Raw genomic sequence first — 26,653 nt, 5'->3', positions numbered from 1 at the left:
GGAACTTGACGACGGCCGGGGGACCATCCCCGCGGGTGCGGGGAGCAGGGCTGGTAGATCAGGTCATCCCGGTTCCCCCAGGGACCATCCCCGCGGGTGCGGGGAGCAGCAGCTGGACCAGGGCGCGCAGGCCGTCGTCACGGGACCATCCCCGTGGGTGCGGGGAGCAGTTCCTGATCTTCCGGTGGACGATGCAGATCATGGGACCATCCCCGCGGGTGCGGGGAGCAGCACCACCTACAACTGCACACCCGACTCGGACGGGGACCATCCCCGCGGGTGCGGGGAGCAGTGCTTGGCGACCGCGCCGGCCGGGACAGTCGCGGGACCATCCCCGCGGGTGCGGGGGTGCAGTCCGGCCTCACCCACCACGCGCCATGCACGTGGGGACCATCCCCGCGGGTGCGGGGAGCAGGCAGACCCGAAAAGGTCGAAGTTGCCGTTCGTGGGACCATCCCCGCAGGTGCGGGGAGCAGCCGATCTCGGCCGTGCCCGTGCCGTTCTGGTAGGGACCATCCCCGCGGGTGCAGGGAGCAGTCATAGACGATCTGCATGTCGTCGTAGATCTCGGGACCATCCCCGCGGGTGCGGCGCGGGTGCGGGGAGCAGGTCACCGGGGACACCGAGATGGAGTTCGTGAAGGGACCATCCCCGCGGGTGCGGGGAGCAGCCGTCGATGGACTCCGACCGGAGGCCCTGCGGGGGACCATCCCCGCGGGCGCGGGGAGCACGGGTCCCACACGAACCGGTAGCCGGCGCCGTTGGGATCATCCCCGCGGGCGCAGGGGTGATGGTCGTGGAAGCTCGACCAGGCTGTGGCCGCAGTGCTCATCCCTGCCTAGGGGGATGAGCACCCAGCTCAGGACGGAGGCCAGACATGGCTACCGTGCTCCCTGCGTTGGCGGGGGTGGGCCCACTGACTCCCGCGGCAAGGACGCCATGACTAGGTCCTCCCTGCGTGGGGGTGTGGGTTGGTGGTGGTCCCTGCCGACGCGGGGAATCGGTCGATGTCTTCGTGTGCATCTGGCCGATCTCCGCTTGCGCGGAGAATGTGTCCGGCCGGAATCAGGGAGCCGGGCCGGTGGGGATGCTACTTGCGTACGAGGACGAGGCCAACTCCGTAGGAGCGGGCCTTGCCGAGTCCTTCGCTGAGGGTTCGGGCGAAGGTGGCAGGGTCGGTGACGGTGAGGTGTCCTCGAACTTCGGCTCGGACGATTTTCAGGCCCTTCTTCTCCGTGGAGACGAGGGGCGGCAGCATCGTGGTGGTGATGCGGGCCGGGTCGGCGTCGGCACCGATCCGCTTGATGCTGGACGGCCCGATGGGGGGCTCGCCTTCGGGCTGGAGCCGCTGCGTGAACCACTCGGCCGCGTGGTGGGGGGACATGGTGGCCATACGCCGTCCGCGTTGGCCTTTCTTCGGGCCGTCGGTGTGCATGACGGCCCGGATGGGATTGATGAACGCGCGGAAGGTGTAGGTGTCGCCGGCCTTGATCGTCTGGTCGACGCTGATCAGGTGGGGGGCTTCCAGGCGTGCGGCGCGGGGGACGGCTGACCAGTCGGGGGTGACGCGGGCCTGGGTGATGAGGGTGAGGGTCTGGGTGCGCAGGTTGACGGTCCAGGCGGAGAGCAGGCCCATCTGCGAGCGTGCGTCGTCTTCGCCTTCGGGTACCCAGCCCCGGTGGCCGCTCATGACGAGGCGGTGCATGTCGTGGACGTCGTTCATGGCGCGGATGACGTCCGGGTGGCGGGTGTCGAGGGTGAGGACACTTTGAGTGGCGACGAAGCGCGTGGGTGTGCTCACGGGGTCGGCGTCCATTCGATGGTCGGGGTGGGGGTGATGCGGGTGCGGGTTTCCCAGCGGGTGGCGTGGGTGCGGTCGTCGGGGTGGAAAGTGACGGGCTGGTCATCGGCAGGGACGGCGCGGGGTGTACCGGGGGGTGCGTCGGTCCAAGCCCAAGGGCGTTGGGTGGCGGCTTCGGGGAGGAGGGGGGCGTGGGTAAGGACGTGTTCGAGAGTGCCGGGGTGAACGCCGCCGGAGAGGTCGCCGGTGGGCGGGCAGGACTTACGGCCGAGCCACAGCAGCCGCTGCGGGTGTTCGAGGTGGTGGGAGATGGTGTTGAGGAGGGTGCTGTCGTGGTGTTCGACGGCGGCGACGAACGCCGCGTCGGCGAGGTACCAGCGCTCGCTGACGGCGGGGTTGCGCAGGACGGCCTTGGCTGCGGTGAGAAGGTGACCGGTGTCTGGGTCGGCTTCGATGTACTTGGGGGCTCCGTACCAGCCGTCGATGGGGTGGTGGCCGAAGTGGGGGCTGGTGGCGTTTTCCAGAGTGGTGGCTTTAGCGGCGCGGCGATGGTCGGTGATGAGATCGCGGGGGCGTATGGGGTAGGGGCCTCCACCCACTACGTGGTAGTCGCGGTAGGGGGTGCCGGGGCGGTCGGCGCGGACGCCGTAGCGGAGTTCGGCGAGTCGGCCGAGGGGATCTTCGCGGTCGTAGCCGAGGGCGGCGGCGATGAGACCGATGACCGCGGATTTGGTGGGCCGCATGTGGGTGGCGCGACGCTCGAATGCGCCGGAGGTGCCCCAAGCTTGGAGGGGGCCTGCGAGGCGGATGAGAAGCGTGGCCACTTCCCTGCCTGCGCGGGGAGTAGTGCTGTTCATGCGGTGAGTTCCTCCAGGGTGGTGGCCTCAGAGGCGGGGAGAGTGCCGTCGGCGGTGAGCTGGTCGATCAGTTCCTGGATGTCGAGGTCGTAGGTGAGGATGCGGCCGGGAGTGGCGTCGGTGCGCTTGGTGGTGATGAGGCGGTGGTGGTCGAGGAGCCTCTTGGCGCCGGCGAGGGCGGCGGGGCCGTCGGAAGTCTCATCGATGTGGGACTGGAAGGCGGCGGCGTAGAAGTAGGGGCGGGCACCTTCATGGGCCAGGACGAGATTGGGGAGGGTGCCGGTGGATGCGGTGCTGTTGGCCTTGGCGCGGGGGACGGCGTCCACGAATGCCTGGATGAATTCGGCTTCGGCGGCCTGGGCGGCGGTTTCGGCTTCGTCCTCGGTCATGCCGGAAGTCCTGAGGTTCACTCGGAGCTTGTGCCGGTCGAGGGCTGCGTGGCGGTAGAAGGTGCCGGAGATGAGTGACTGATAGCCGGTCATGCCCGCTCCGGCGTTGTCAGCAGCGTCGAGGAAGTCGAGGGCGCTCAGCCGGCGCTCGAGCTTGGCGTCGTCGGCCGCAGCGTAAAAATCGTCGATGTGCTCGGCAGGGGCGATGGTGAAGGCCCAGGAGTGCTGGGCGGCGCCGTCCACGGTGCGCAGCTCGGCGACCTCGGCGAGGAACCGGCCGAAGACGGTGATGTCGATGGCGTCGCGGGGGGCGAACGCGGTGAGCATGCCGGTGCGGAGTTCCTTGGGCAGCGGCGGGATCTTGACCTCCTCTTCCTTGCTGTCCTTGGCGGCGGTCTCGGCCGGCTCGTCGGCGTCGGCGGTGGTCTTCTTCCGGGCGTTCTTCCGGGCGTTCTTCTTGGCCTCGTCCTTCGCAGCGGCTTCCGCCTTGGCGGCCGTGTACTCGGTCAGCCACGTGTTGAAGGCGTCGGCGTGGGTGTTGAGGTGGTTGGCGATCCGGTCGCCGGAGTCCTCGGGAGCGTAGATGAGCACCTTGGTGAGGAGGCTGGTGGATTCCTTCTCGCCGAACTTCAGGCCGAGTCCTTCGAGTGCGGCCTTGGCGGCGTAGATGGCCTGGTCGGGGTCCCAGTCGTGGTTCTTCACCAGGGCGTCTCGGGTGAACAGGGCCCATTCGCGGGTGCGCCTGCCGCTGCTGTAGGAGGCGAGGGGGCCTTCGCCCTGGTTGGCGCGGTGGCGGGAGTGGGTGCGTTCGGCGCGGCGGCGGGCCTGGGCGGAGATGGCGGTGCGTTCGGCACCGCCGTAGACGAACGCTTTCGGCTGGCCGTTCTCGTCGCGGACGGGAAGGGCGGCGGCGAAGGTCTCCAGGACGTGCAGGGACAGGTACTGGGGTTTGCTGGTGGTCACTTGGCGGCTCCGTTCGTGCGGGTGGTGGTGCGGCGGCGGGTGTAGAAGTCGTCGCCCCACGCTTGGGGGGTGGGGCGTCCACGGTCGGTCCATTGGGTGAGGTCGGTGATGAGCTGGGCCCAAGAGGGGGGCCTGGTTTCGCCGGCGCGGATGCGTTCGATGGCGTGCTGAAGGTGGCGCCAGGGGATCTGGCGGGCCGGGAGGATGCGCATCATGAGGCGTTCGGCCCCAGGGTTGGAGGGGCCTCGGGCTCCGTCGTAGCCGATGGAGCGGATCGCGGCGCCCATGCTGCCGCTGCCGTAGTGGGGCTTGGCTCTGCCCGCGTGGTAGCGGGCGAAGAGGAAGCCGACCTGACGGTAGAGGGCCCGGTGTTCTTCGGCGGGGGCATAGGCGCGGGCTTCGAAGTGGGTGGGGCTGTCGGCGGTCGCGGGGCGGCGCAGGTCGGCCAGCTTGCCGTACTGGTGGGTGTGGACGAGGCCGCCCAGCCAGGCGACGTACTGAACCGGCGCGGCCGTGGGTTCGGCGGCGGCCTGTTCGGCGTCGGGTGGGGGGCTGGGGTGGGGAATCTCGAAGAGAGGCAGGGTCATGCAGGCTGCTCCTTTCGCAGATAGGTGGGAGCCTTGCGGGGGTTGTTGAGGATGTCCTCGAGCTTTTCGCGGGCCTCGGTGGAGGCTTGGTGGCCCTGGCTGCTCGGGGGCAGAGAGCGGAGCCGGTCGGTCAGGAAGCGTTCGGCGTTCGAGCGGACCTCTGCGGCGTAGGCGGTGAGGGCCTCGGGGACGGGGGTGCCTTCGGCGGTCTCATCCAGGAGTTCGTGGAAGAGGGGTTCGGTCGCGGCGAAGTGGTCGCCGGCGGCTTTGAAGCGGGCCAGCTGGTGCTGCTTGTCGGCCGGTTTGGAGTTCGGGTAGGCGATCCGCCAGGCGGCGTAGGCGGCGTCGTCCAGGGCTGCGGCGACGTACTCGGCGATGGCGCAGCCTTCTTCGGATGCCTGGCGCAGGGCGGTCTCGCGGCCGGGGATGCAGGGGAAGGCGTCGTTGACCCAGGCGATGAGCTTGCCGGGCTTGGCGAGGAGGCCGACGGTCCACAGAGTGACGCGGTGGCCTTCGGGGAGCATGGCGAGGCGCCCGTAGAGGTCCATGCCCTTTTCCCGGCGTGCGGTGGCCGCGTACAGGGAGTGGGCTTCCCGCCACAGTGCTCGCGCGGCGGATGCCTTGAGGGGGGCGTCTTTTTCGATCACGGCGTCCTGGAGGGCGCTGGCGTGGGTGAGGTCCACGATGTCGCCGGCGCCCATGAGGACGCGGTCGACCCCCCAGCTGCCATCGGGCAGTTTGGCGGGGCGGGTGAGGATGGACCGGCCCAGGACGCTGTGCAGGTCGGCCGGGCCGTCGGGGATGCGGGCGGTGGGCTTGGCGGTGAAGGAGCGGCGCGGCCGGTCGGTCCACGTGCGGTTGTAGCTGCCGGGGTCGCCGTCGTGGGGGTGCAGGTTGAGGCGGAGGGTGTCACCGAGGGTCCGGCCGAGCGCGGTGACGTGGACCCGTTGCCCGGCCCGGCACATGGCCTGGTTGTTGAGGGCGGCACCGAGGAGATTGCCGGGGATCATGCCCCGGCCGCCGTTGCCGCAGACATGCTGGGTGATGACGGCCATGAAGGCATCGGCCGCGGTGAGGGGCTCACCGTGGTGGAGGTGGTGCCGGTCGAAGAGCTGCACGTAGTCGCCGACGTGGTGCATGACGACCTGCGATGTGCCGACGCCGTGTTGGTTCATGAACGGAGCCAGAAGCGCGTTCTGGAACAGCGGCCGGTCCGGGTGGAAAAAGTTCCAGTGTTCGTCGGACTGCTGCCTGAGCCAGTCCGCGACGTCCGTGAACGGGCGGCGGCTGGTAACCCACGTCCGCCACTCGCCACTGGTCTCCGGGTAGACGTCGGCCGCGTACGAGACGGCCTTGAGCAGCTCCAGCACAGCGAGGGTCTCACCGGGATGGCGTCCGGCCACGCCCTGGTGGTCGTCGGCCTTCTCGAACGCCTCGATGAGGTCGAGGCGGCTGGGAAGACCGGCCGTTGTCAGTGCCGGGATGCAGTCTTGGGTGCGGGGATCCCAGTACGGAACCACGTCACCTCCTTCAGATGTATCTCATCATGTGCATCGTTGGTTAGGCGTAGCGTGCCGGGCAAAGACGCTAGCAGCGCGAGGAGTTGATGGTGAGCCGATTCCAACTCTTGCTCCACGCCGTGGTATTGGCGTGGGGCAAGACCGACCAGAGCGGTGACAGCGCCCGGCGCGGCGACCCGGCGTGGACACCCCTGCTCGCTCACCTCCTGGACGTCGCCGCCACGGCGGGCGTCCTGTGGGACCGGCACCTTCCCCCGCACATCCGCCAGCGGCTCACGGAGGCCTTCGGCGCCGGAGACGAGGCGACCGCCCGGCAAGTGGTGATGCTGCTGGCAGCCCTCCACGATCTCGGGAAGGCGTCCGACTGCTTCCTCGGGCAGTGGCAGCACGGCCGGGGAAAGCCCCAGTTGAAGCCGCAGGCGAAGGCGTGGGAGGAACACGCCCGCACCGCGGGTCTGCCTCTCGGAGACGACCTGGCCCACGCCTTCTACGCCCGGCACGAGCACATCACCGCCGTGGTGCTGCCCCGGCTGCTGGGCTGCACGTGCACGGAGTGCGGCGGCACCGGCGAGCGGCATGAGGGCCTGCACGATGCCGGGGTGCTCCTCGGCGGCCATCACGGGCACATCCCGAACCCGGAGACCGTAGACCGGGCTCGAGGGGCCGCAACGGTCGCCCAGTGGGGCGACGTGCACGCGGCGATCGTGCAGACCGTGGCCGACACCGTCGGACTCGACCTCGGCACCGTGGCACAAGTGGTCGATCCGCGGCGGCCGTCGGCACGGGTCGCGTTCCTGTATCTGGTCTACCTGGCGGACTGGGTCGCCTCCGACACGGAGTTCTTCCGCTTCCGGGTACACACCACCCCGGTCACCGACTGGTGGCAGGCCGCCATGCAGGAGGCCGACCAGGCGGTGCGGGCCCGGCGGCTCGCCCGCTGGCAGGCCCGGCCCATGACGTGGGAGGAGATGTGGCCCGACACTCCCCTGCCACGTACGTTCCAGACCGACGGCGTGCGGCTGCTACCGGACGAGGGACAGGCCATGGTCGTGGTCGAGTCGGACACCGGCTCCGGCAAGACGAGGCTGGCACTGTGGATGGCCCACCATTTGGCGCGCACATGCGGGTACAGCGGCCTGTACATGGCGCTGCCCACAAGAGCAGCCGGCAACCAGGTCGCGAAAGAGCTACAAAAGTTCCTGAAAGCGGTGCTGGCGCCCGGCGAGGTGCGGGATATGGCGCTCGTACACGGCACGGCACAGGCCACAGACCTCGTGCACCAGCTGATCGACGCGCACCAAGCACAAGGGGATCCCCTGACCGACCTGTCCAGCACGGTGGAGGCGGCCACCTGCACCGACGACAGCGGCCTGGCAGTGCTGGACCCGTGGTACCTGCGGCGCTGCCTGGCCCTGGTGGCCGGGTTCGGAGTCGGCACGGTCGACCAGATCGCTCTCGCCCCGCAAGGGTCACGACACTGGGCACTCCGGCTGGGCGCGCTGATGTGCAAGGTCGTCATCATTGACGAGGCGCACGCCTACGAGCTGTTCCAGCAGGACCTGCTGGGCGCCGCGGTGGAGTGGCTGGCGGAGGGCGGCGCCTCGCTGGTGGTGCTGTCGGCGACGCTCCCCCGCAGCATCCGGGACGAACTGACGGCCGCCTGGCGGCGCGGCCTCGGGGTGACCGGCGACGATGACGGAAGCCGGGGGCCGATCATGATGATCGACGAAAACGGCCGACTCCGCCGCGGCGGACCCCTCCCCGAGGACCCCGAGACGCCGAAACTGCTGACAGACATCCAACTGACCGAGGACCCCCGCGAGATAGACCTTGTCCCCGGGCTGCTGGACCAGGCCCGCAACGGCGGATGCGTCGTGGTCCGCAGCACGCGGGTCGACCCGTGCCGCTCCCGCTACCGGGAAGCAGTCCAACTCGCCCGCGCGAGCGGCTGGCAGCCGGACGAGATTCTCATCCTGCACGGAATGCTGCTCCCCCGACACCGGCTGCAATTGGAAGCCCGGCTCGCTGACCTCCTCGGGCCCGGCCCTGAAGGGCAACGCAACCCCAACCGGCCGAGCCGACTTCTGGTGTTCGCGACGGGGGTGATCGAACAGTCCCTGGACCTGGACTTCGATCACGGTGTCACCGACCTATGCCCCATCGACGTGGCCGTACAGTTCCGCGGCCGGATCCACCGGCACGCCGTCAACAACCCGCACCGGCCATCCTGGTGCCGGACGGCACGCCTCACCATGCTGTGGCAGCAGGACCAGGAGGGCCTGCCGGTCGTGGAACCCCCGGACTTCCAGGCCGGGCGACCGACCGGCACCTATGACGGCCTGGTCTACGCTCCCTACATTTTGGCGGCCAGCTGGCACGCCCTCACTCAGCGCCGCGACGGTGACGGGGTGGTGCGGCTTCAGACCCCGCGCGACTCCGCGTGGGCGCTGGAGAGCGTCTACGGCGACCCCATCCAGGGCGCGGGGCCGGCGCAGCGGCTTTTCGACCGCACCCACGCCGCCTACCTGGACGCTCTCGCCGGCGAGGCTCTCCAGGCCGAAGCCCGGATGTTCCGGCCGTACACACGCCGTCGACGAACCCCGGTGGCCACCTACGACCTCGCATCCGGCCACCACCACGGCGACGGCGACAGCGGAGGCATGGCCGGGATCGCAGCCGTGTCCCGCCTCGGAGAGGAATCCGTCGACTGCCTGATCCTGTACCAGCAGCCCGACGGCACAATCACCTTCGACCACGAAGGCTTGCTGAAGGCCGACCTAGGCCAGCGCTCCCCCGGCCGGGACGTGACCGCGTACCGGCGCCAGCAGAAAGACCTCCTCGCCAACACTCTCGCCATCCCCGCACGCTGGTGGAACGGCCGACGCGGCCTTCACCCGATCACGGACTGGCCCAAGCACTCCGAGCCCGCACTGAGGAACAAGCCCGTCATCCTCGTTGCGCCAGACGGGACTTGCCTCAGCGGGCCTGTCGGCAGGCTCCGATACGACCACACCACCGGACTGGAACGCATGTAACTCCCCTTCCTCCCACCGCGCCGACAAGGAGGCACCCTCGGGTAAGAGCAAGGAGACTGAGCATGAACGGTGCTCCCCGCGCGTACGGGGATGGTCCCCGGGACGACACCGGCGCCCCAAAGACCGCCGTGTGCTCCCCGCACTCGCGGGGATGGTCCGATCTGGGCTGGCAAGATGGGCGCGTACGATGCTTGCTCCCCGCGCATGCGGGGATGGTCCCTCGTCCGCGTACACCGTCCACCCGCGCGATTCGTGCTCCCCGCGCATGCGGGGATGGTCCCGATCTGGTCATCGACATCGTGGCCACCAGTGGGTGCTCCCCCCGCATGCGGGGAGCGGTCCCGTAAAAATCGCACGTGACGCAGTCTGCTCCCCGCGCACGCGGGGATGGTCCCCAGCGTCCGCGAAGCCGAGGACCGCGTGCGTAGTGCTCCCCGCGCATGCGGGAATGGTCCCCGGACGCGGTTGATGGTGCCGGCGGTCGCCGCGTGCTCCCCGCGCATGCGGGGATGGTCCCCAGCACTGACATCATTGGGGAATTGAGCGAAGGGTGCTCCCCGCGCATGCGGGGATGGTCCCCCACGGTTTCCCATGAGCGGGTGCGGGAACCGGTGCTCCCCGCGCATGCGGGGATGGTCCCAACAACGCCTGGACCGCGATCACCCTGGACACGTGCTCCCCGCGCATGCGGGGATGGTCCCCCGCGCCGCAGTACCCCCACCCAGACGGCGATGGTGCTCCCCGCGCATGCAGGGATGGTCCCGCCCGGGCCTGCTCCTGGAAGTACACCGTGGTGTGCTCCCCGCGCATGCGGGGGATGCTCCCTGCTCGAAGCGGAGAATCGGCATGGACTGGAAGTGCTCCCCGCGCATGCGGGGATGGTCCCCCGCCGATCGAGCACCCGTGGATGTTCTGGCAGTGCTCCCCGCGCATGCGGGGATGGTCCCCATGGCTAGGTGGGGAATCGGCGGTCTGGGCAGTGCTCCCCGCGCATGCGGGGATGGTCCCTCCGTTCGGCTGGTGGCCGGGATGGGGTGTGGGTGCTCCCCGCGCATGCGGGGATGGTCCCGTGAAGGACTCGTTCGAGGCCTATACCGCCTAGTGCTCCCCGCGCATGCGGGGATGGTCCCCCGGTGTTCGTCCTCCCGACCGGCTACCGGCCGTGCTCCCCGCGCATGCGGGGATGGTCCCGCCCGACTCAACCGCCACGCCACCGTGATGTGGTGCTTGTCGGCGACGGCTCAATATGAGGCCAGCTTCGGCGCTTCAGTTGTGGGCCATCCGTAGTCTCGTTGGATGGTGTGTCCGTCAGTCGTTGCTGCTGGTGGATGTGCGGCCGAGTTCGCGGCCGCGCATGCGGTATGACTCGCCCTTGAGGGAGTGGACCTCGGCGTGGTGGACGAGGCGGTCGATCATTGCGGCGGCGACCGTCTCGTCGCCGAAGGTCTCTCCCCAGCGGCCGAAGGGCTTGTTCGAGGTGACGATCACGCTGGCCCTCTCGTAGCGGTTCGAGATCAGCTGGAAGAACAGGTTCGCCGCCTCGGCCTCGAAGGGGATATACCCCACCTCGTCGATCACGATCAGCGGGTAGCGGCCGAGTCTGACCAGCTCGTCCTGCAGCCGGCCGGTGTGGTGAGCGGCGGCGAGGCGGTCGACCCACTGGGCGGCGGTGGCGAACGCGACCCGGTGTCCGGCCTGGCAGGCTCGGATGGCGAGCCCGGTTGCGATGTGCGTCTTGCCGGTGCCCGGCGGGCCGAGGAAGACCGCGTTCTCCTTCGCGGCGATGAAGTCGAGGGTGCCGAGGTGGGCGAGCTGTTGGCGTGTCATGCCCCGCAGGTGCGCGAGGTCGAGTTCCTCGATGGTCTTGATCGCGGGGAAGCGGGCCTGCCGGATGCGTTGCTCGCCGCCGTGGCTGTCGCGGGCCGAGACCTCGCGCTGCAGGCAGGCGACGAGGTATTCGAGGTGGCTCCAGGACTCGGCCTGGGCGCGTTCGGCGAGCCGCTCGGCGGCATCCAGCAGGGCGGGCGCCTTCATCGCGCGGGCGAGGAAGGCCAGGTCAGCTGTGGTCTGACGGGTGGTGCGGGTCGCCGGACTCTTGGTGGGGGTCGTGGTGGTGGGCATCAGGTGTCCTCCTTTCCGGCACCGCCCTCGATGAGGGTGAAGAGGCGGTCGTAGGAGCCGAGCTGGCGCTGTTCGACCTCGACGCCCAGGTCGTCCGGGGCAAGGCCGGCCAGGCCTCGGGCCCGGGCGTGTGAGGCCCGCTGACGGATCGCCTGGCCGCGCAGGATCTCGGCCGCGGCGGCGTGCTCGGGGTCGGTGATGGTCTGGTGGCGGGCCCAGCAGCGGCTGTGGTGGGCGACGGTCTCGCCCGCGCGGGTGGTGGCGACGATCTCCTCCGTGTCCGCGCGGACGGTGATCTGCTGGCCGATCGCGCGCGGGTGGACGGAGTAGTCGCAGGTGTCGACGCGGATGTAGTGGTCGCGGCCCAGGCGGGTGTGCAGGGGCCACCAGTTCGGTGGGGCGACCGGCGGCAGGCCGAGCATCGCCGACCTGTCGGCCTCCCAGCGTTCAAGGGGCCGGCAGCCGATCGTGCGGTGGTGCCTGCGGTTGGCGACCTGCAGCCATCCGGCCAGCTGGGTGTTGAAGTCGCCCGGCCCGGCGAAGGTGCGGCCGGGCAGGAAGCTGGTCTCCAGGTAGCCGTTCGCCCGTTCTACCAAGCCTTTGGCTTCCGGGTCGCGGGGCCGGCACAGATGGATCCGGATCGCGAGCAGGCCCGCGAACGCCGCGAACTCGGACGTCAGCTTGCCCTGGCCCACCCCGGGTTCGTTGTCCCAGACCAGCATCTTCGGGACGGCCTGCCAGCCGGTCAGCAGCCGCCAGTGCCCGTCGATGAGGTCAGCGGTGGTCCGCGACGGCAGCATCCGGGCCGTGATCATCCTCGAGTAGCCCGACACCATGACCAGGACCGGAGGCCGTCCCGTCTGCCCGTAGCCCAGCGGGATGTCCGTCGGCGGGAACCACAGGTCGCACTGGGCGAGCTCGCCGGGTGAGTAGACCGTGCGCGAGACCGGGTCGACCGGCAGGTAGGCGGGCCGCAGCTCGCGCACCCGCTCCTTGAGGATGGTCAGGCCGCGGTCCCAGCCGATCCGCTCGGCGATCACCGTGGCCGGCATCGTCGGACTCTGCTTCAACAGCTCGCGGATGGCGGGCTCGACCGCATCAACCGCCGAGCCCTTCAGCGGGCGCTGGTAGACCGGCGGCCGGTCCGAAGCCAGGGCCCGCAGCACGGTGCCCCTGGAAATCCCCAACCGCCGAGCCACCGCCCGCGCCGACAGGCCCTCGGCCCGGTGCAGCCGCCGGATCTCAGCCCAGTCCTCCACGCCGATCACCTCTTCCCTCCTGACTCCCGTACCAGTGAAGTCAGGATGATTAAGAGATCACGCAGTGGCCCGCTTTTGATCCGCCGTCCGTGGCCCTCATTTCACCCGTCGACGACAGTGCTCCCCGCGCATGCGGGGATGGTCCCGCCCGACTCAACCGCCACGCCACCGTGATGTGGTGCTCCCCGCGCATGCGGGGATGGTCCCGCCCGACTCAACCGCCACGCCACCGTGATGTGGTGCTCCCCGCGCATGCGGGGATGGTCCCTTCACCTTCGCCACGGCGTCCAGGCCGGGCCCGTGCTCCCCGCGCATGCGGGGATGGTCCCCCCGCGGCCGACGCGATCGGCCTGGAGGGCGGGTGCTCCCCGCGCATGCGGGGATGGTCCCCGGACCCGGCGTATCGGGTATTCCTCGGCGGTGTGCTCCCCGCGCATGCGGGGATGGTCCCATGAGCCGGAAAACCCGAGGTCAGTTCGCTCAGTGCTCCCCGCGCATGCGGGGATGGTCCCTACGACAGCGAGGCGGCCGTCTCCACGTTCCTGTGCTCCCCGCGCATGCGGGGATGGTCCCACCGGCGTGAGCCTCGGCTCGGCCTACGCGACGTGCTCCCCGCGCATGCAGGGATGGTCCCGTCGAGCAGTCGACGGGACCGGCGACACCCGGGTGCTCCCCGCGCACAAGCTCCGTGAGTCCGCCACCTGATGCCTTGGCTGGCCGTTGCCAACCACCAGGCTGCCGACTCCTCCTGCACACCCGGGGGATTCCAGCAGTCTCTATTGCCTGCCTTCGGGGTTCGGCCCCCGATTGTCAGACTGGGACACCATCATTGGTCTATGACCGCACCTGACCCTGTCCAGCAGCTCGCGGCCCACGTTCGGACAGCTCTTGGCGACGGACCGTTCCCCCCGCCCGGCGGCTGGACACACATGGGCGCTGTCATCTGCGACGCCAGCTTCCAGGCGCGAAGTAAGTACGAGTTGACGATCCGGCCGCGGATCCTCCAGCTCCAGGTGGCGTGGCCCGATGCTGCGACGGTTCGCGGTTTCCAGGCGCGTCTCGCCACGGAAGACCTCGCCGTCGCTATGGACTTCAACAGTGCCCGCAAGGTCGCTCCTGCGGACGCGGAAGTGCTCCCCGCAGATGCGGGGATGGTCCCCCGTTCCGGCGTCGGACCGGGCCTCAGTCGCCGTGCTCCCCGCGCATGCGGGGATGGTCCCCTGAACATCACGGCCGGGTCCGGCACCACGGCGTGCTCCCCGCGCATGCGGGGATGGTCCCTCGATAGCCCGCTCGGAGGTGAGCCGGGCGACGTGCTCCCCGCGCATGCGGGGATGGTCCCGCCTGGCTGTCGTCGCCCTGCCAAGCGTGGTTGTGCTCCCCGCGCATGCGGGGATGGTCCCGGCATAGATGTCTCCTCGTTCCAGGACCCGAAGTGCTCCCCGCGCATGCGGGGATAGTCCCTCGCGTGCGGCCCTTGTTCTCGTCGTCCCAGCTTGCTCCCCGCGCATGCGGGGATGGTCCCGCCGCGCTGAGCGCTTCTGCGCTGGAACAGGGCTGCTCCCCGCGCCCGCGGGGATGGTCCCGGCAATTCCCTGCATGTAGCGAACGGGTCCGGTTGCTCCCCGCGCATGCGGGGATGGTCCCGTTCACCCGCGGCACCAAGACCGACGCTGGCTCTGCTCCTCGCGCCCGCGGGGATGGTCCCGGTTCCCGCACAAGAACCGCCCGATCGAGCGGCTGCTCCCCGCGCCCGCGGGGATGGTCCCTACGCGGAATACGTGGACGCGTACGGCGGGGACTGCTCCCCGCGCATGCGGGGATGGGCCCGACGTCACCATCTACGTCACCCGCAGCTTGTTGCTGCTCCCCGCGCACGCGGGGATGGTCCCAGCCGAAGAAGTCCCCGGTCGTCGAAGGCGGGCTGCTCCCCGCGGACGCGGGGATGGTCCCGAGGAAGCTGGCGAGGGTCTTACGGTCGTCACTTGGACTGTTGGGCGCGCTCGGCTCGGGCCTGCCGAAGTGCGGCAGCACGGGTGGGCATCGGCTCGCGCCTGTCCGCCGGACCACCCAGCCGGCCGTACGCGGCTTGGCCTTCGCCGTACGGCTGTTGCCTTTCTTCCTCGCCGCCTCCAGTGCGGACTGCAGCGCGCCCCTGGCCAGGTCGACGCCGGACAACTCCTCACTCATTCCTGCCCCCAGGGGGTGTAGCTGAGGCTGAGATGGCCGGGGTCGGCCAGACGTTTCAACCGGTCTACCAGCCGCCCGGTGAGACAGTCGTCGGAGTGCTCGCCCACCGCGGCGCCGGGGAAACGTAGCTGCTCACGACGATGCAGGGCGTGGCTGCTAGCTCCCACGGGGCGACCGTGGCGAACCCGGTCGTCGGTGACGTCGGGGGCGTGGTTATCGGTCTTGTCTGACCATTGCATGTGCTTCACCATCTGTGATCAGACGGATACGGCCGATGGTGGGGGTGGCGATGTCGTCGGGTACGGGTGGGGGTTATTGGGCGGACAAGGCGTTGCCCAGCGTTTTCAAGCACGATCTCCTCAAGCGGTATCTGCCGCAGTTCGGGGGGATGACGGGCACGCAGTCCCACGACAAGCGGGTGGTTTACCTCGACGGGTACGCGGGTGAGGGCCGCTACGAGAACGGCGATCCGGCGTCCGCGGAGATCGCGCTGAGGGTCGCCTTGTACCTGCGTGGTAAGCCCGGGCTGACGCTGGAGTGCTTCTTCTGTGAGCCCCAGATGAAGTCATTCGACCGGCTACAGACGGTCGTCCAGCAGTACCTGGCCCGCGGCGTACGGGCCCACGCTCACCGCGGAGAGGTCGACGGCGTCCTCGACCAGGTCGTCGAACGCGCCGTGCGGGAACCGCTGTTCCTCTTCCTGGATCCGTGCGGCCTGGTCCTGCCGCAGGACCGCCTGGTGGACGTCCTCGCCAGCAAGCGCCCGCAGAAACGGCCGGCGACCGAGCTGCTGATGAATTTCAGCATGATGGCCGTGTGGCGTCTGGGCGGGCACGTCCGCTCCCCGAAGGGCAACGAGAGGTCGCTGCAGCGGTTCGACGACGTGTGCGGCGGGACCTGGTGGCGGGAGTACTTCGCTGATGCGGTAGCCGCTCGGAACAAGGAGGGCGCGGCCGAGGACGCGATTGAGGCGGTGGCGGCCGAGTACGCCCGTCGCCTGGAACGGCGCACCGGGATGCTGGTGCAGTCGGTGCCGGTGTCGCACTCGCCTCGCAAACGGGCCGTGTACCGGCTGGTGTTCGCCACCCGCAGCCCGTATGGCCTGTGGGTGTTTGGGGACACGGTGGCCCGGGCCCGGGCCAGGTGGTGGGAGACGCTTGAGGAGCGCGAGGAGGACGACGGGGTGCTGTTGACCATGGCGTCGGTGACTCGCCCTGATCCGAAGGAGGTCGAGGCTAGGGCGGTACCGGAGATCGCGGAGAACTTGGCGAAGCTGCTGGCGCGGACCCGGCGGCCGGTCAAGGTCGTCGACCACACACTGGAGATCTTCGGGTCCTACTACGGGCAGGTCACCGAACCGGTGGTGCGCCAGGCCGTGCGGCTCCTGCACGAGCAGGGCAGGACGCCCAGCAACGGGGTGGGCGTGAGGAAGACCCGGGAGATTACGGTCTACCCCGGGAACCTCGCTGCCTGACATTGTGGCCGGGCCAAGGCTGGCCCGGCCAACGGGCGGATGGGGTCAGGCTGCGACGGTCAGCGGCATCTGGTCCCAGGTCCGGCCCTGCAGCAGGCGGCCGCCGGCCTTCGGGGTGCGGCCGCCCCACTGCTTGAAGAAGAAGGCGACGCCAGCGTCCTGACAGGTGTCGCGGATCTGGGTGAGCCAGGCTTCGTCGAGCGGCCGGTGGCCGGGGCCGGACTCGCCGCCAGCGATCACCCAGTGGATACCGTCCAGGTTCAAGCTGGGCAGGGGCCCCAGCAGCGGCTCGCACGACAGGAACCGGACAGTCGCGGGCACTTCACGCAGATCATCGACGCGCGGCAGTTCCTTCTCGGTCTCCACCGACACGCCCATCCAGAGGTTGTCCGGCCACTCCAGCTTCGGGGCGATCTGGCGCAGGCGCCGGGCTCGTTTGGTGAGGACCTGGTAGGTGTGCTGCGGGGTATCGGCCATGACCTGGAAGACCTGGCGGACGAAGCTGATCGGCACCTTCGCGTGGAACAGGTCGGACATCGAGTTCACGAACACCGTCCGCGGGCTCTTCCAACCGTAGGGAACGTCGAGGGCGTCAGGGTGCAGGGTGACACCGAACCCCGGCCCGGACGTGCGGGGATCACCATCGTTCTGGTACTTCGCCGCGCCCATCGCCTTCAGCCGCTTCGCCAAGGTCAGGGCGTAGCAATTGTCGCAGCCCGAAGAGACCCGGTCGCAGCCGGTCGTCGGATTCCAGGTCGCCTCGGTCCACTCGATCGAACTGCGGTCGCTCACCGGTCTCCTCCAGCCATGACGTACGCGGCCTCGCCCCCGAAGACAGCCGCAGCGTGCTGCCCAACGATGCCCTGCAGGCCGGGACACTGCACCAGCAACGCCGGTATCCGCACGCCCTCAGTCGTCTCTCGTAACCTCACGTCTCCATCCTCCGTTCAAGAACCTAGCTCTTGTGATCGACCACGATCGCTCGTCCGGTCGTGTTCTATGAGCACCCGCGGACACTGGCTGTGCGTCTCGCTGTCTGTTCCAGGTGCCGCGGCTCCGCCTGACGCTCGGCTTTCTCGGCACGGGCCCGGCGCAGCGCAGCGGTCTCGGTCGCCGCAGCCTGGCGGCGACGCTGGACGCGGGCCGCCACGATCGGCGTCGGCGCATCCTCCTGGACAGGATCGGTTTCGGGGAACGCCTTCCCGCTGAGCTCGCGCATCCCGGGAAAATGCCGCTCAACTGGCTCCGCGATGGCCAGGTCCACCCAGCGACGGCAGGGCCGCCGGCTCGGCGTCGGCAGGCTCGGGCGCGGGAACGGAACCAGGCACGAGGATCCGCAGCGCGCGCGGCCGGCGCGGGCCTGCTCCAGGCGGACTTTCGTCGCCCAGGCCGACGACTTCGGGCACACCGTGAGCTGCCCGAAGTCCGCGTCGTAGCCGATGGCCGCGACGTGCCCGGCCAGCTGCGGGGCGACGGCCGCCCACTGCTCGCGCAGCGAGGCGCCGGCGGCCGGGAGCTCCCACGCGCGCTCGGTGACCAGCGCGCCGATCGCGGCACCGAGGCTCATCGACTCGCGCCTGTCTCGCCGGACCACCCTGCCAGCCGTACGCGGATTCGTCTTCACCGTACGGCTGTTGCCTTTCTTCCTCGCCGACTCCAGCGCGGCCCGCAGCGCGCCCCTGGCCAGGTCGACGCCAGACAACTCCTCACTCATTCCTGCCCCCAGGGGGTGTAGCCGAGGCTGAGGTGCCCGAGGCGGGACAAGCAGGTCACCTGCGCGACGAACACCCTGGTGAACAGGCGCTGTGCCGAGTGCTCGCCGTAGCGCTCGATGTGGTCGAAAACGACCTGGTGGTCCTTGGCCGCGCGGATGCGCCAGTCCAGGACCTGCTCGCGGGTCAGGTCCTCGAGGACCAGGTCCTGGACGACGTCCTCGCCCTGCGGCTCCGACGCGGGAACAGCGGGTACCGGGCGTGGGGCGAGCAGCACGGCCGGGGCCGATGGCACGGACGCTTCACGGGCAACGCTCTGCGCGGCCGCACCTTCGGCACGGGCCTGAGCTGCGGCGGCCTTCCGGGCACGGACCTGCTCCCACCGGTGCTCACGGGCCCATGCCTCGGTGGTCACCGTCTCGTGCAAGTGTCGCTCGGTCACCGCACGCCGTTCCGCCTCGGAGGCGTACGGCATCGCGGCATCGACGGCGGCCGCCACCGCGTGCCGCTGGGCGCGGCGGTCGGCCTGCCGGTCCTCACAGCGCGGGCAGTCCCGGCCGGAGCCGATCAGCATGCGGTCGTCGCACAGAGCGTCGCCGCACTCCTGCCGCTGAGGCAGGGCCCAAGCGAGCAGCCAGCCCACCGGGTCGTTGATCGGCCCGTTCAGCCGCATGTGGTCGTCCAGGCGCCGGGCGAGCCGGTCAGCGAGGACATGCGGCGCGTCAGCCCGACCGACGAAGCCCCTCACCTTGTCCAGCTCGGCACGGGCCGCAGCCTCCACCAGCTTCCGGGCAGCCGCACGGCCCAGCCGCGCCCACACAAGGTCAACCGGTGCCAGAGCCGCCCGCAAGTCCTCCGGCGGCAGGGGCACCTTTCTCCGCTGCTGCTTGCCCTGGCCCGCACCGTCCAGGACCCGCATCGAAACGCCGACCACCGGCCCGCGGTCGCCTGTCACGCCTTCGACGACCGACTTCTTCGGCTGTTCCCCGCGTCGCGGGCCACCGTCCTCGCGCACGCACACGCGGTCCGGCAGATCACCGGACCCACCACGGCCTTCGCCGGAAAACCCACCAGAGAGCGCAAGCGAAGAGACAGAGGTACCCACAGGAGGGTGATCAGTGTGAAGGGCTGCCGTAACGTCGGGCTCTGCCACACCAGGCCCATCTGCCACCGCCAGGTCGTTGACCTGCGACTCTGCATCCGGCTTCGGGGCCTCACTACCCCCTGCCGCAACATCGGGGTCTGAAAAATCGGCGCCGGGGGCCGTCGCACGGTCCTCCCGCGCATCGGCGGCACCATGCCTGCCGTGCGCGGCCGCGACGGCCGGCACCAGCAGCCGCGTACGGTGCGCGAGACCTGAGGCCGTCGCCACCCGGACCCGCTGGACCAGGCCCCGGTCCTCCAGGCGCTCCAGCACGCGCTCGCCCGTCGACGCCTTGCAGCCCAGCAGCCGGGCCACCGTCGCCGCCGCACGGCCGCGCTTGCTATCCACCGTGCCGCCGCACTGCCGCACCCGCCCGGTCTCCCGCGCCTCCAGCACCAGCAGAAGCAGCGCCAAACGATCCGTAGCCGCCCCGCGGCCCGTACGGTCCCCGATCAGCCCAGCCGGAGTCACCGACCCATCCCGGTGTACCCAACCCGGCGCCATCACGGCTTCCAACAGGCGCAGCAGCGTCGCGAACTCTCTCTTCTCCAACGCCAGCGGATGCCCGACCAGGCTCCGCGCGGCCCACACCGGCAGCACACAGCACTCCAGCCCGATGTCTTGGCCGAATTCCCCCTCAGCCGTGTCGATGGCCACGAGGCCGGACCGGCGGAGCGCCGGAATCACGTCCGAGGCGACGTACGACGCCGACAGCCCCAACCACCGACCCAGCTCCCGCGTACGGATCTCCACCACACCCGACGCAGACGGCGTTCGGGACACCAGCACGATCGTGGCCAGTCGGACCGCGTCCGACGCACCCTCCAGACCCTCCGCGTCCAGCAGTGCGCGCACCGCGCCCACCAGCCGGGCACGGGCGTCGCGACCCAACACCAATGGGTGCGCTGGACCACGCTCCGGTACTGGACCAGCCTGCGTGGGCACCGGCCGCAGTCGACGGCGCGGAAAGCCATCGATGGGTTTGGTGACGTTCGACGGGGCGCCGGCCGACGCCGCCACGGCGCTCACCCGCACGCCTCCGTGCACATCAGGCGAGCTGTGAAGAGCGACCCGGCCCAACACTTTGTTGGCGAACTGGCGCTCTGAGACGAAAACTGTGACCGAATAGAATTCGCAAAATGCGCCAATCGGGCACAAGAGAGCTGACAAAGGGCAGCACGATGCTGCAACATGGCACTTGCCTTCCCGCGAACGCGAAAGAGGGCACAACAAAGCCCCGTGTGGGCTTCGTGGTTCTGGGTGAACCAAAGATCGAACCGCTCGCAGCCGGCTGGCACCGGGACGAGCAGCTCCTCCGGCTAGGCCCTGGCAGGCTGAAACGGAGAGCAGATGGGGCACCGCGCCTAGGTGACTGGCATCACCGTGAGGCCGGGCCCCGGGCGGCTTGAAGTCCCGCGGAGCGGGCGCCGCCGATCGCGGCTACGCCATCTCGCCCCCTTCCGGGGCTGAGGTGCGTCCGTGCGCGGATCGGCACGGGGAGACAAAAAGGGCACCTTGCTGGAGCGACGGGCGGGTCGCTACTACGGCGGGTGCCTTGGTGCGTGTCTGTGGGTGGGTACGGGTACCCTGCTGCATGTCGATCACCTTGCTCGCTGAAGGGAAGGGTGGTCGGCTGGCCTCGGGACTCCCATCACAAAGTCCCTGGCCTGCCCCCTCGACTTGCCTAAGGTCTTGGGGGCCTTCTTGCTCTATTGGATCAAGCTCGGGGACACGATACTCCCCTGGCGCGACCTGCGTTACGGCCGGGGAAGACGTGTCGTCAGGGCCGCCTAACCATCCGGTTCTCGAAGCTCGTACACCTGATTGCGCTTGAAGAGGGGCAGGTGCCAGGAAGTCCATTGACACCGGGGCTTTCGAGGCGACTACCTGGGGCTCATGAGGCGCAACCGCGTGCCTCTCACGCTGCAGCAAAAGGGACTTCACTCCGCCACCTGTTTCCGTGCGTCGGCCAGCAGCTGGAGCAGCGGCTGGCGCAGTCCTGGTGCTACGGCGATCGTCGCTGCAGACAGCAGGTCGTGGTTCTGGCCGTCTGCATCCAAAACAAGAGCTCCCGCCTCGCGGGCGATTGCCGTGCCGGCAGCCATGTCCCAAGGGTGGTTGCTGAGCGCGATGCTGCCGTCCAGCCTTCCAGAGGCGACCCATGCCAGGTCGATCGCGGCAGAGCCGAGCATCCGGACTCGCAAGGCACGTTCAGCAAGGAGCTGGGTGATCGCGAAGCGGAGCTCGTTGCGCTTCTGAGCGTGCGCACCCACTGCGTAGTCGCCGATCGCGATCACCGCCTTGGACAACTCATCACGCGTACTAGGAGTGAGGCGCTGCTTGTCAGCATGTGCGCCGAGTCCCTGCGCCGCCTTGAACCGCTGGCCTAGAAACGGCAGATCGATCACTCCGAGCACAGGCGACTCGCCCGACACTAGCCCCAGAGATACCGCGCACAGAGGGATGCCGTTCACGAGGTTAGCTGTGCCATCCACGGGATCCAGGGCCCACGTGAGCTGTCGAGCTGGTTTAACAGATCCCTGCTCTTCACCGAGAAAGCCAAGTTCAGGCGTTTCACGTGACAGGAAGTCTCGAAGGTCCTGCTCCACCGCCAAGTCGATGTCCGAAACCATGTCTCGGTCACCCTTAGGCCTGACCTCCCCGACGGCCATCCGGCTGACCAGGGAAGATGCCCGGTCCACCGCGGCCGAGGCGATCTGAAGAAGCGCACCCAAGTCGCTCACGCAGGCTCACGCCTTTCCCACATGGCAGAAAACACTTGCTCGAACGAGGCGTACAGACCGCCGGTAGGGCGGCGCTTGCGGATCACAAAAGTTGGTGAATCAACGCCACGGGCCTGTGGCAGATACGTCTGCGCCACGCACAACTCGGCATCGATAAGTAGTACGTTGAAGCGGATTGGCTCGTCATAGACGCCAATTTCAATACGCCCTTGAGCTTCCGGCGATACGCGTGCTGCGACGTGCTCGCGTAAGATCATAAGGTTCATCGCCGTCAGATCGGACAGCCGGTTCTCTGGGTACCCCTCCTCCTGTTCCCGCTCTCGAATGAAGTGACCGTATGGCTTGAGGAAGAGGCAGCGCAGTGTGGTTCCTTCCTCGATGAGTTCACGAAGCCGCACGTCTGAGTACGACTGGCACAGCATGTTGAGAGAGAGCCCACATGCGCGAATCTCCTTGGCACCCTCGAGGAGATCGGAAATTGGCAACTTTGCTTGGAATTCCGACCGAGTCGAGTAGACGGCTTCGAGGTCGACGAACCGGTCTCCCATGACTTGTGCCGCAGCATCGAACGCCTGGCGGTTACTGAGATCGGGCGGGCTCTGGCGGACGATCAGTTCGCACGCAACGAGCACGTCTCCCGGCGGTGCTGCGTTCTGCTCCCAGGCTTTGACCAGCCCAGCACCGACCGGCCAGCCGAGGAGGCTCTCAAGGAGTGCTGCGAACTCCTCCTCAGTCATGCTGCGGGCGGATCGGGCGGCGGCTACCTGGTTTCTTGCAACTTCGCCCAGGTCCAGGCGATTGGGACCGGAGCCGAACATGGAGATAACGGTCGCCTCTTGACCGGTTGTCATCGCATTCCTCCTAGGCCTCAGGCACCATTTGTCTTCCGGGTACGACCAGCCTCGTTCGGCGGCTCGACGTCTCGCGGGTAGAGCTGGCCCAGCCGGCCGTACAAGTCCATGAGGCGTGACTGCAGGAGGTCGACCGAACGCTGGAGGGCGCCAACTTCACTCCGAAGCGCATCGAGGGCACGGGTGTCCGGCGCCTGCAGGCTATCGATCTGGGACCGAACCTCCGCCAGTCCTTGAGCCAAGCCCTCCAGCGTGAACTGCTCTTCCCGGACCTCATCGGGTTTGGCAAGCACGAACACGGCCTTGCCTGGCTGTCCTACCAGAACGCCCTCTTGAGTCAGCTCCCTGACCGCACGACGGATCACAGTGCTCGATACGCCGTACTGGGCCGAGAGCGTGGCTGTGGAAGGGATCGGCTGGCCCACCTCGAGCTGCTCGCTGGAGATCTGTTCAAGGAGATCATCCATGACTCTCCGGTACTCCGGCCGTCCGACTTTCTCTGCCACGGACTCTCCCTTGCCCTTGTGCACCATGTTGTACAAGCCGCCCCTAGTCCAGCACATCGTTGGCAGGGGAAGAAGCAGGGCTTCGGATCCGGTCATGTGTGGCCACCTCCTTGACAACCATATACACATGGCTCAGCTTTGTGTATATGGTTGCAGCCAGCCGGTCACGCCGAGAGGACCGAAACCATGCAGACCCCGACGCCTTCCGAGTCACCCACGGTGACGTCACCACCTGGTCCAGCGCCGACATCGAGAGCTACGAGCACACGCTGGAGGCCGCGAGCCCGGCCTACGCCGAGGCCATCGCCTCAGGCCGCTTCGTTCTCGTCCGCAACGTCGCCCGGTGGAGAGGTGGTTGTCGTGCTGGGCACCGCGGAGGACCTGGCCAAGCACTTCAAGCCCAGCACGCTGCAGCCGCTCATCGGCGGCACGACGCGTAGCGGCCAGACCAGCTACGCGCTGCTGCAGCAGATGGGCCACGTCGCCGGCTGATCCCGTTCGACGCCTTCTATCGGGACCGCGTGGCGGATCGGTCCCTGTGGTGGGCGCCGAACCTGATGGTCCAGCCCCTCAACTTCATACGTCTGGTTGTCCGTGCTTACACGCCGGTCCGGGGTGACGAGTTCGACGCGGTCCTCCGAGAGCAGCAGCCAGTTGCGCGACCCGCAGCCGTTGTGCTGCCCGTCGGCCAGGAGCAGGGCCTTGTCCAGCCCCTGTCCGGCGGAGAACGCAACAGCAAGGGAGACGACACAAAATGCGTCACAACGGACGTGCCCCCATCAAGGCCAGCACGATGCGGCCCGAAAACCTCAACCTCCGCGAGAACGAGCCCCGTATGGCGGTCTGCCCGGACTGTCAGACCTGGCGCCGCCTCACGCGATCGATGATCGCGCCGCACCGCGACGGCGTCGACGTCCCGAAGTCCGACGCCCGACGCTACTTCGGCGACAAGCCAGCAGGCGGACGTCGCTGCCCTGGCAGCGCGCAGCGCATCGATATCGACATTACCCCGGAGCAGTGGAGCGAGAAGCTGCTGACGGCCGAGACCACGACCGTCAGCCGCCGCACCACCCACCCGATCCGCAAGCCCCGCCCGGAGGCGGCGCCCGCGCCGTTCCAAATGCCCGCCGCTACTTGCCCGCTGCGCGAGCAACTCGCCGAACACCTTCAGAGTGGCTGCCCCCGCTGCCGCGCTGGCCGCTGCGCCCGCGCGATCGAGCTGCGCCAGCGGATCCGTCGCACGGCCCAGATCGTTGCCGCTCCGTCTACCCCGATCTACGGGCAGCTGCGGACCGCCATTCGTGAGCACCGCGCCTCCTGCACGCCGTGCACGAACGGGGCCCGGTGTGACGCCGGCCGCCAGCTCGCGGCCCGCATCGCCAGGGACCACCTGAGCCGCACCGCCTGAACCGAACCGCGACGAGCAGCCACGGCCGCCCCACCTTGTCTCCTTGGTGGAGCGGCCGTGGCTGCTCGTACGAGAACCACCCTGACGACTTGGAAGCTCGCAGCCTGCGCTGCCTCACAGGGCCGTCGTCCCTCAACGCGGCGGCCGTGTGGGAGTGCGCAGGGCGCACTGCCCCGCTGCTGTGCGGGGCCCGTACGCGACGAACCCCCAGGGATTGGCCCCCTGGGGGTTCTTGTCGCAGGTCACCTTCCGCGAAAGGACGACCCGCATGCACAGCATTACATCTGCCGTTGCCACCACACAGCGGCCCCCGCTACCGATTCGGCCGACGCCGCACGAGCGGGACGGGCGACAGCCCGCGCCCGCCGGCGGCCGCCCGCACCCGCAGCGGTCCGCCATCGCGGACACCGATCCGATGATGAGCGAGGCACTGCGTCGCGTCATCGACGCTCAGATCGGCCCGCGGAGGCCGGGCGCGCTCTACCGGAACGTGGACGGCGCGTTCGAGGTCCTGGTCGTGGTCCGCGACCCGGACCGTGCCCGTGCTCTGCTGAGGCGCCGGTGCGCGCAGTGGGCGCTGATCGTGAAGGACGTGCTCAGGCCGGGTGCGGAGCCGTTCGCGATCGGGTCCGCGTGGACGACGTCCGACTACCTGGTCCGTGAGGGCAAGGCCGCCGCGACCGTCACTGTTGGGGGGATGCGCTGATGGACTGGCGTCACGACGCGGTATGCGGGGAAGACCCCGAGCTCTTCTTCCCCATCGGCAACACTGGCCCGGCGCTCGTGCAGATCGAGGAAGCCAAGGCGGTCTGTCGTCGCTGCCCGGTCATCGAGCAGTGCCTTCAGTGGGCGCTGGAGTCCGGTCAGGACTCCGGTGTCTGGGGTGGCCTGTCCGAGGACGAACGCCGTGCGATGAAGCGCCGCGCCGCCCGCCGCCGGCTCCAGACGGGGAAGTAGGCGGCCTGATGCGTACTCGTCTGGCCGTGATCCTGCGGCACCTATGGCAGTGCCCGGTGTGCGGCTGCTGGTCCGACACCCAGGAGTGCCAGCACTGCTGAATCCGTCACTCATACAAGCGGCCCGGGCGGCGCATCATCGCGCGGCCCGGGCCGCCCGCTCGGTCGGTCCCGCACACCCGCTTACCCGCCTGCTCCTGGCCGCCGCCGCGGTGACTGCCGTAGCGGCGTGGGAGGCCGGGTACCGCGTCACCGATGTTCACCTGCCCCGCCCGCACGATCACGAAAGACGGTCGCGTGCCTGACGACCTGCTCCAGCGCTACCAGGCTGCACGCCGCGCATACCTGGCCCACACCCGTTCCTGCACCCGCTGCACGGACACCGCCCACTGTCCCGACGGCGAGCGGCTGTACGCGAGCTTCACGCGGCTGCAGGACGCCTACCTCGCCAAGCAGCGGCGAGACTGACCGCACGGCGGGAGGCAAGTCGAACTCCCTTCCCGCCCCGCGTTGTTCGACCAGGCCGGTCGCCTGCACGACGGGCGGCCGGCCTTTCACACGCCTCCAGCCCGGGAGGTCATCTCGGGCTTCCCCCGGTAGGAGAACCCATGCGCAGCAGCACCCAGCCCGACACGGCGGCGACCACCGGCACCACCCGGCTGCCGGACTCGCTGTGCACCCACACGCCGAAGTGCCCGACCGCCAGCAGCCCGGACCGAGAGGCCGCGCACACCATCGCGTCCCACCCGGAGCAGGGCTGGAGCCTGCTGTGCAACGGCGTCCTGGTCTTCGACGACACCGGGGACCTTCTGCCCGACGGCCGGGTCATCGCCCCGCGCCGTCCCCTCGCGGTCACGGCCTGAGGGCTGCCTGATCCGCTCGCACCAGCCGCCATCACCACGGCGGACCGGGTCGGGTGGTGACGGGGAGTCGGACAGTCCTACTTTCGCTCCCGCCCGGCGGGGGCCACGGACAGTTTCGAGCCCGCCCCCCAGCACTACCTGGGGCCTGCCGCCCGCACCGCGGGCGGCAGGCCTTTCAGCACGGCCCGCTCCGGGAAGGCATCGGCCCTTCGGGGCCCGTTTCGGCTCCGCAGGCCGTCGTTTCGGGAGCAGCCGCTCGCGTTTCGGGAGCGG

General features: G+C 69.2%; 22 protein-coding genes and 4 CRISPR repeat arrays (1 of these 26 only partly in view). Of the genes, 8 read left to right on the top strand and 14 right to left on the bottom strand.

What is annotated here, in order from left to right; all coding sequences use genetic code 11:
* Nucleotides 1–787: direct repeats of the CRISPR family, unit length 24 nt; unit sequence GGGACCATCCCCGCGGGTGCGGGG; it reaches 530 nt to the left of the window's first position.
* Between the two features lie 303 nt (nucleotides 788–1,090).
* Genes cas6e through ACFYX0_RS34420 form a run of 5 tightly spaced genes read right to left on the bottom strand, consistent with a single transcriptional unit; the run spans nucleotide 1,091 to nucleotide 6,117 of the window.
* Complete coding sequence (gene cas6e / locus ACFYX0_RS34440) at nucleotides 1,091–1,801, bottom strand: type I-E CRISPR-associated protein Cas6/Cse3/CasE (protein WP_388976400.1); 711 nt, start codon at nucleotides 1,799–1,801, stop codon at nucleotides 1,091–1,093.
* Nucleotides 1,798–2,658: a type I-E CRISPR-associated protein Cas5/CasD gene (gene cas5e, locus ACFYX0_RS34435; RefSeq protein WP_388976397.1), complete on the bottom strand. Its 861-nt coding sequence runs from the start codon at nucleotides 2,656–2,658 to the stop codon at nucleotides 1,798–1,800. Before cas5e ends, cas6e begins: the two co-directional genes overlap by 4 nt.
* Nucleotides 2,655–4,010, bottom strand: a complete 1,356-nt coding sequence (locus ACFYX0_RS34430) for a type I-E CRISPR-associated protein Cas7/Cse4/CasC (RefSeq protein ID WP_388976394.1) — start codon at nucleotides 4,008–4,010, stop codon at nucleotides 2,655–2,657. The genes cas5e and ACFYX0_RS34430 overlap by 4 nt, the downstream gene beginning before the upstream one ends.
* The gene (gene casB / locus ACFYX0_RS34425; protein WP_388976392.1) at nucleotides 4,007–4,597 is read right to left on the bottom strand and encodes a type I-E CRISPR-associated protein Cse2/CasB; all 591 of its coding nucleotides are present in this window, start codon (nucleotides 4,595–4,597) and stop codon (nucleotides 4,007–4,009) included. The genes ACFYX0_RS34430 and casB overlap by 4 nt, the downstream gene beginning before the upstream one ends.
* The gene (locus ACFYX0_RS34420; protein WP_388976389.1) at nucleotides 4,594–6,117 is read right to left on the bottom strand and encodes a type I-E CRISPR-associated protein Cse1/CasA; all 1,524 of its coding nucleotides are present in this window, start codon (nucleotides 6,115–6,117) and stop codon (nucleotides 4,594–4,596) included. Before ACFYX0_RS34420 ends, casB begins: the two co-directional genes overlap by 4 nt.
* 86 nt (nucleotides 6,118–6,203) lie before the next feature.
* Here ACFYX0_RS34420 and cas3 point away from each other — a divergent pair, with 86 nt between their 5' ends.
* Nucleotides 6,204–9,152 carry a CRISPR-associated helicase Cas3' gene (cas3, locus tag ACFYX0_RS34415; protein WP_388976387.1) on the top strand — a complete coding sequence of 983 codons (2,949 nt, stop codon included), beginning with the start codon at nucleotides 6,204–6,206 and terminating at the stop codon, nucleotides 9,150–9,152.
* Nucleotides 9,153–9,221: 69 nt separating this feature from the next.
* Nucleotides 9,222–10,343: direct repeats of the CRISPR family, unit length 29 nt; unit sequence GTGCTCCCCGCGCATGCGGGGATGGTCCC.
* Nucleotides 10,344–10,460: 117 nt separating this feature from the next.
* Here the strand turns inward: cas3 and istB are convergent.
* The 3 genes from istB to ACFYX0_RS34400 all read right to left on the bottom strand — a co-directional run bounded on the left by istB (nucleotide 10,461) and on the right by ACFYX0_RS34400 (nucleotide 14,889).
* Entirely contained in the window at nucleotides 10,461–11,273 is an 813-nt protein-coding gene (gene istB / locus ACFYX0_RS34410; protein WP_355925446.1) for an IS21-like element helper ATPase IstB, read from the bottom strand.
* On the bottom strand, nucleotides 11,273–12,541 hold the full coding sequence (gene istA, locus ACFYX0_RS34405; RefSeq protein WP_388976384.1) for an IS21 family transposase: 1,269 nt from the start codon (nucleotides 12,539–12,541) through the stop codon (nucleotides 11,273–11,275). Before istA ends, istB begins: the two co-directional genes overlap by 1 nt.
* Nucleotides 12,542–12,649: 108 nt before the next feature.
* Nucleotides 12,650–13,227: direct repeats of the CRISPR family, unit length 29 nt; unit sequence GTGCTCCCCGCGCATGCGGGGATGGTCCC.
* A gap of 435 nt (nucleotides 13,228–13,662) precedes the next feature.
* A CRISPR array of direct repeats spans nucleotides 13,663–14,485; the repeat unit is 29 nt; unit sequence GTGCTCCCCGCGCATGCGGGGATGGTCCC.
* 233 nt (nucleotides 14,486–14,718) lie between these two features.
* Nucleotides 14,719–14,889 (bottom strand): hypothetical protein, encoded by a 171-nt coding sequence (locus tag ACFYX0_RS34400; protein ID WP_388976382.1) that lies wholly within the window; start codon nucleotides 14,887–14,889, stop codon nucleotides 14,719–14,721.
* 164 nt (nucleotides 14,890–15,053) lie between these two features.
* Between ACFYX0_RS34400 and tcmP the strand changes: the two genes are divergently transcribed.
* Nucleotides 15,054–16,196, top strand: a complete 1,143-nt coding sequence (tcmP, locus tag ACFYX0_RS34395; RefSeq protein ID WP_388976379.1) for a three-Cys-motif partner protein TcmP — start codon at nucleotides 15,054–15,056, stop codon at nucleotides 16,194–16,196.
* A 45-nt stretch (nucleotides 16,197–16,241) separates the two neighbouring features.
* On the opposite strand, the gene ACFYX0_RS34390 is transcribed toward tcmP, so the two are convergent.
* The 6 genes from ACFYX0_RS34390 to ACFYX0_RS34365 form a co-directional block, all read right to left on the bottom strand.
* Nucleotides 16,242–16,988 (bottom strand): DUF5131 family protein, encoded by a 747-nt coding sequence (locus ACFYX0_RS34390; RefSeq protein ID WP_388976376.1) that lies wholly within the window; start codon nucleotides 16,986–16,988, stop codon nucleotides 16,242–16,244.
* Between the two features lie 205 nt (nucleotides 16,989–17,193).
* Entirely contained in the window at nucleotides 17,194–17,898 is a 705-nt protein-coding gene (locus ACFYX0_RS34385; protein ID WP_388976373.1) for a DUF721 domain-containing protein, read from the bottom strand.
* Between the two features lie 8 nt (nucleotides 17,899–17,906).
* On the bottom strand, nucleotides 17,907–20,222 hold the full coding sequence (locus ACFYX0_RS34380; RefSeq protein WP_388976372.1) for a hypothetical protein: 2,316 nt from the start codon (nucleotides 20,220–20,222) through the stop codon (nucleotides 17,907–17,909).
* A 770-nt stretch (nucleotides 20,223–20,992) separates the two neighbouring features.
* Nucleotides 20,993–21,796: an inositol monophosphatase family protein gene (locus ACFYX0_RS34375; protein ID WP_388976369.1), complete on the bottom strand. Its 804-nt coding sequence runs from the start codon at nucleotides 21,794–21,796 to the stop codon at nucleotides 20,993–20,995.
* Complete coding sequence (locus tag ACFYX0_RS34370; protein ID WP_388976367.1) at nucleotides 21,793–22,647, bottom strand: DUF5919 domain-containing protein; 855 nt, start codon at nucleotides 22,645–22,647, stop codon at nucleotides 21,793–21,795. Before ACFYX0_RS34370 ends, ACFYX0_RS34375 begins: the two co-directional genes overlap by 4 nt.
* A gap of 17 nt (nucleotides 22,648–22,664) precedes the next feature.
* Complete coding sequence (locus ACFYX0_RS34365; RefSeq protein ID WP_388976365.1) at nucleotides 22,665–23,249, bottom strand: GntR family transcriptional regulator; 585 nt, start codon at nucleotides 23,247–23,249, stop codon at nucleotides 22,665–22,667.
* A 255-nt stretch (nucleotides 23,250–23,504) separates the two neighbouring features.
* On the opposite strand from ACFYX0_RS34365, the gene ACFYX0_RS34360 reads away from it, so the two are divergent.
* From ACFYX0_RS34360 to ACFYX0_RS34335, 6 genes are all read left to right on the top strand, one after another.
* Nucleotides 23,505–23,645, top strand: coding sequence for a hypothetical protein (locus ACFYX0_RS34360; protein ID WP_388976362.1), 141 nt, complete (start codon nucleotides 23,505–23,507; stop codon nucleotides 23,643–23,645).
* A 262-nt stretch (nucleotides 23,646–23,907) separates the two neighbouring features.
* On the top strand, nucleotides 23,908–24,561 hold the full coding sequence (locus tag ACFYX0_RS34355; protein ID WP_388976360.1) for a hypothetical protein: 654 nt from the start codon (nucleotides 23,908–23,910) through the stop codon (nucleotides 24,559–24,561).
* A gap of 268 nt (nucleotides 24,562–24,829) precedes the next feature.
* Nucleotides 24,830–25,267 (top strand): hypothetical protein, encoded by a 438-nt coding sequence (locus ACFYX0_RS34350; RefSeq protein ID WP_388976357.1) that lies wholly within the window; start codon nucleotides 24,830–24,832, stop codon nucleotides 25,265–25,267.
* The gene (locus ACFYX0_RS34345; RefSeq protein ID WP_388976354.1) at nucleotides 25,267–25,518 is read left to right on the top strand and encodes a WhiB family transcriptional regulator; all 252 of its coding nucleotides are present in this window, start codon (nucleotides 25,267–25,269) and stop codon (nucleotides 25,516–25,518) included. The genes ACFYX0_RS34350 and ACFYX0_RS34345 overlap by 1 nt, the downstream gene beginning before the upstream one ends.
* 296 nt (nucleotides 25,519–25,814) lie before the next feature.
* Nucleotides 25,815–25,985: a hypothetical protein gene (locus ACFYX0_RS34340; protein ID WP_388976351.1), complete on the top strand. Its 171-nt coding sequence runs from the start codon at nucleotides 25,815–25,817 to the stop codon at nucleotides 25,983–25,985.
* A gap of 203 nt (nucleotides 25,986–26,188) precedes the next feature.
* Nucleotides 26,189–26,380: a DUF5999 family protein gene (locus tag ACFYX0_RS34335; protein ID WP_388976432.1), complete on the top strand. Its 192-nt coding sequence runs from the start codon at nucleotides 26,189–26,191 to the stop codon at nucleotides 26,378–26,380.
* Nucleotides 26,381–26,653: the final 273 nt, after the last annotated feature.

This window comes from Streptomyces sp. NPDC002573 (assembly GCF_042889625.1).
GTDB lineage: Bacteria > Actinomycetota > Actinomycetes > Streptomycetales > Streptomycetaceae > Streptomyces > Streptomyces gibsoniae.
Note: the sequence above shows the minus strand (reverse complement) of the source record. Positions and strands in the feature narration are given on the sequence as shown.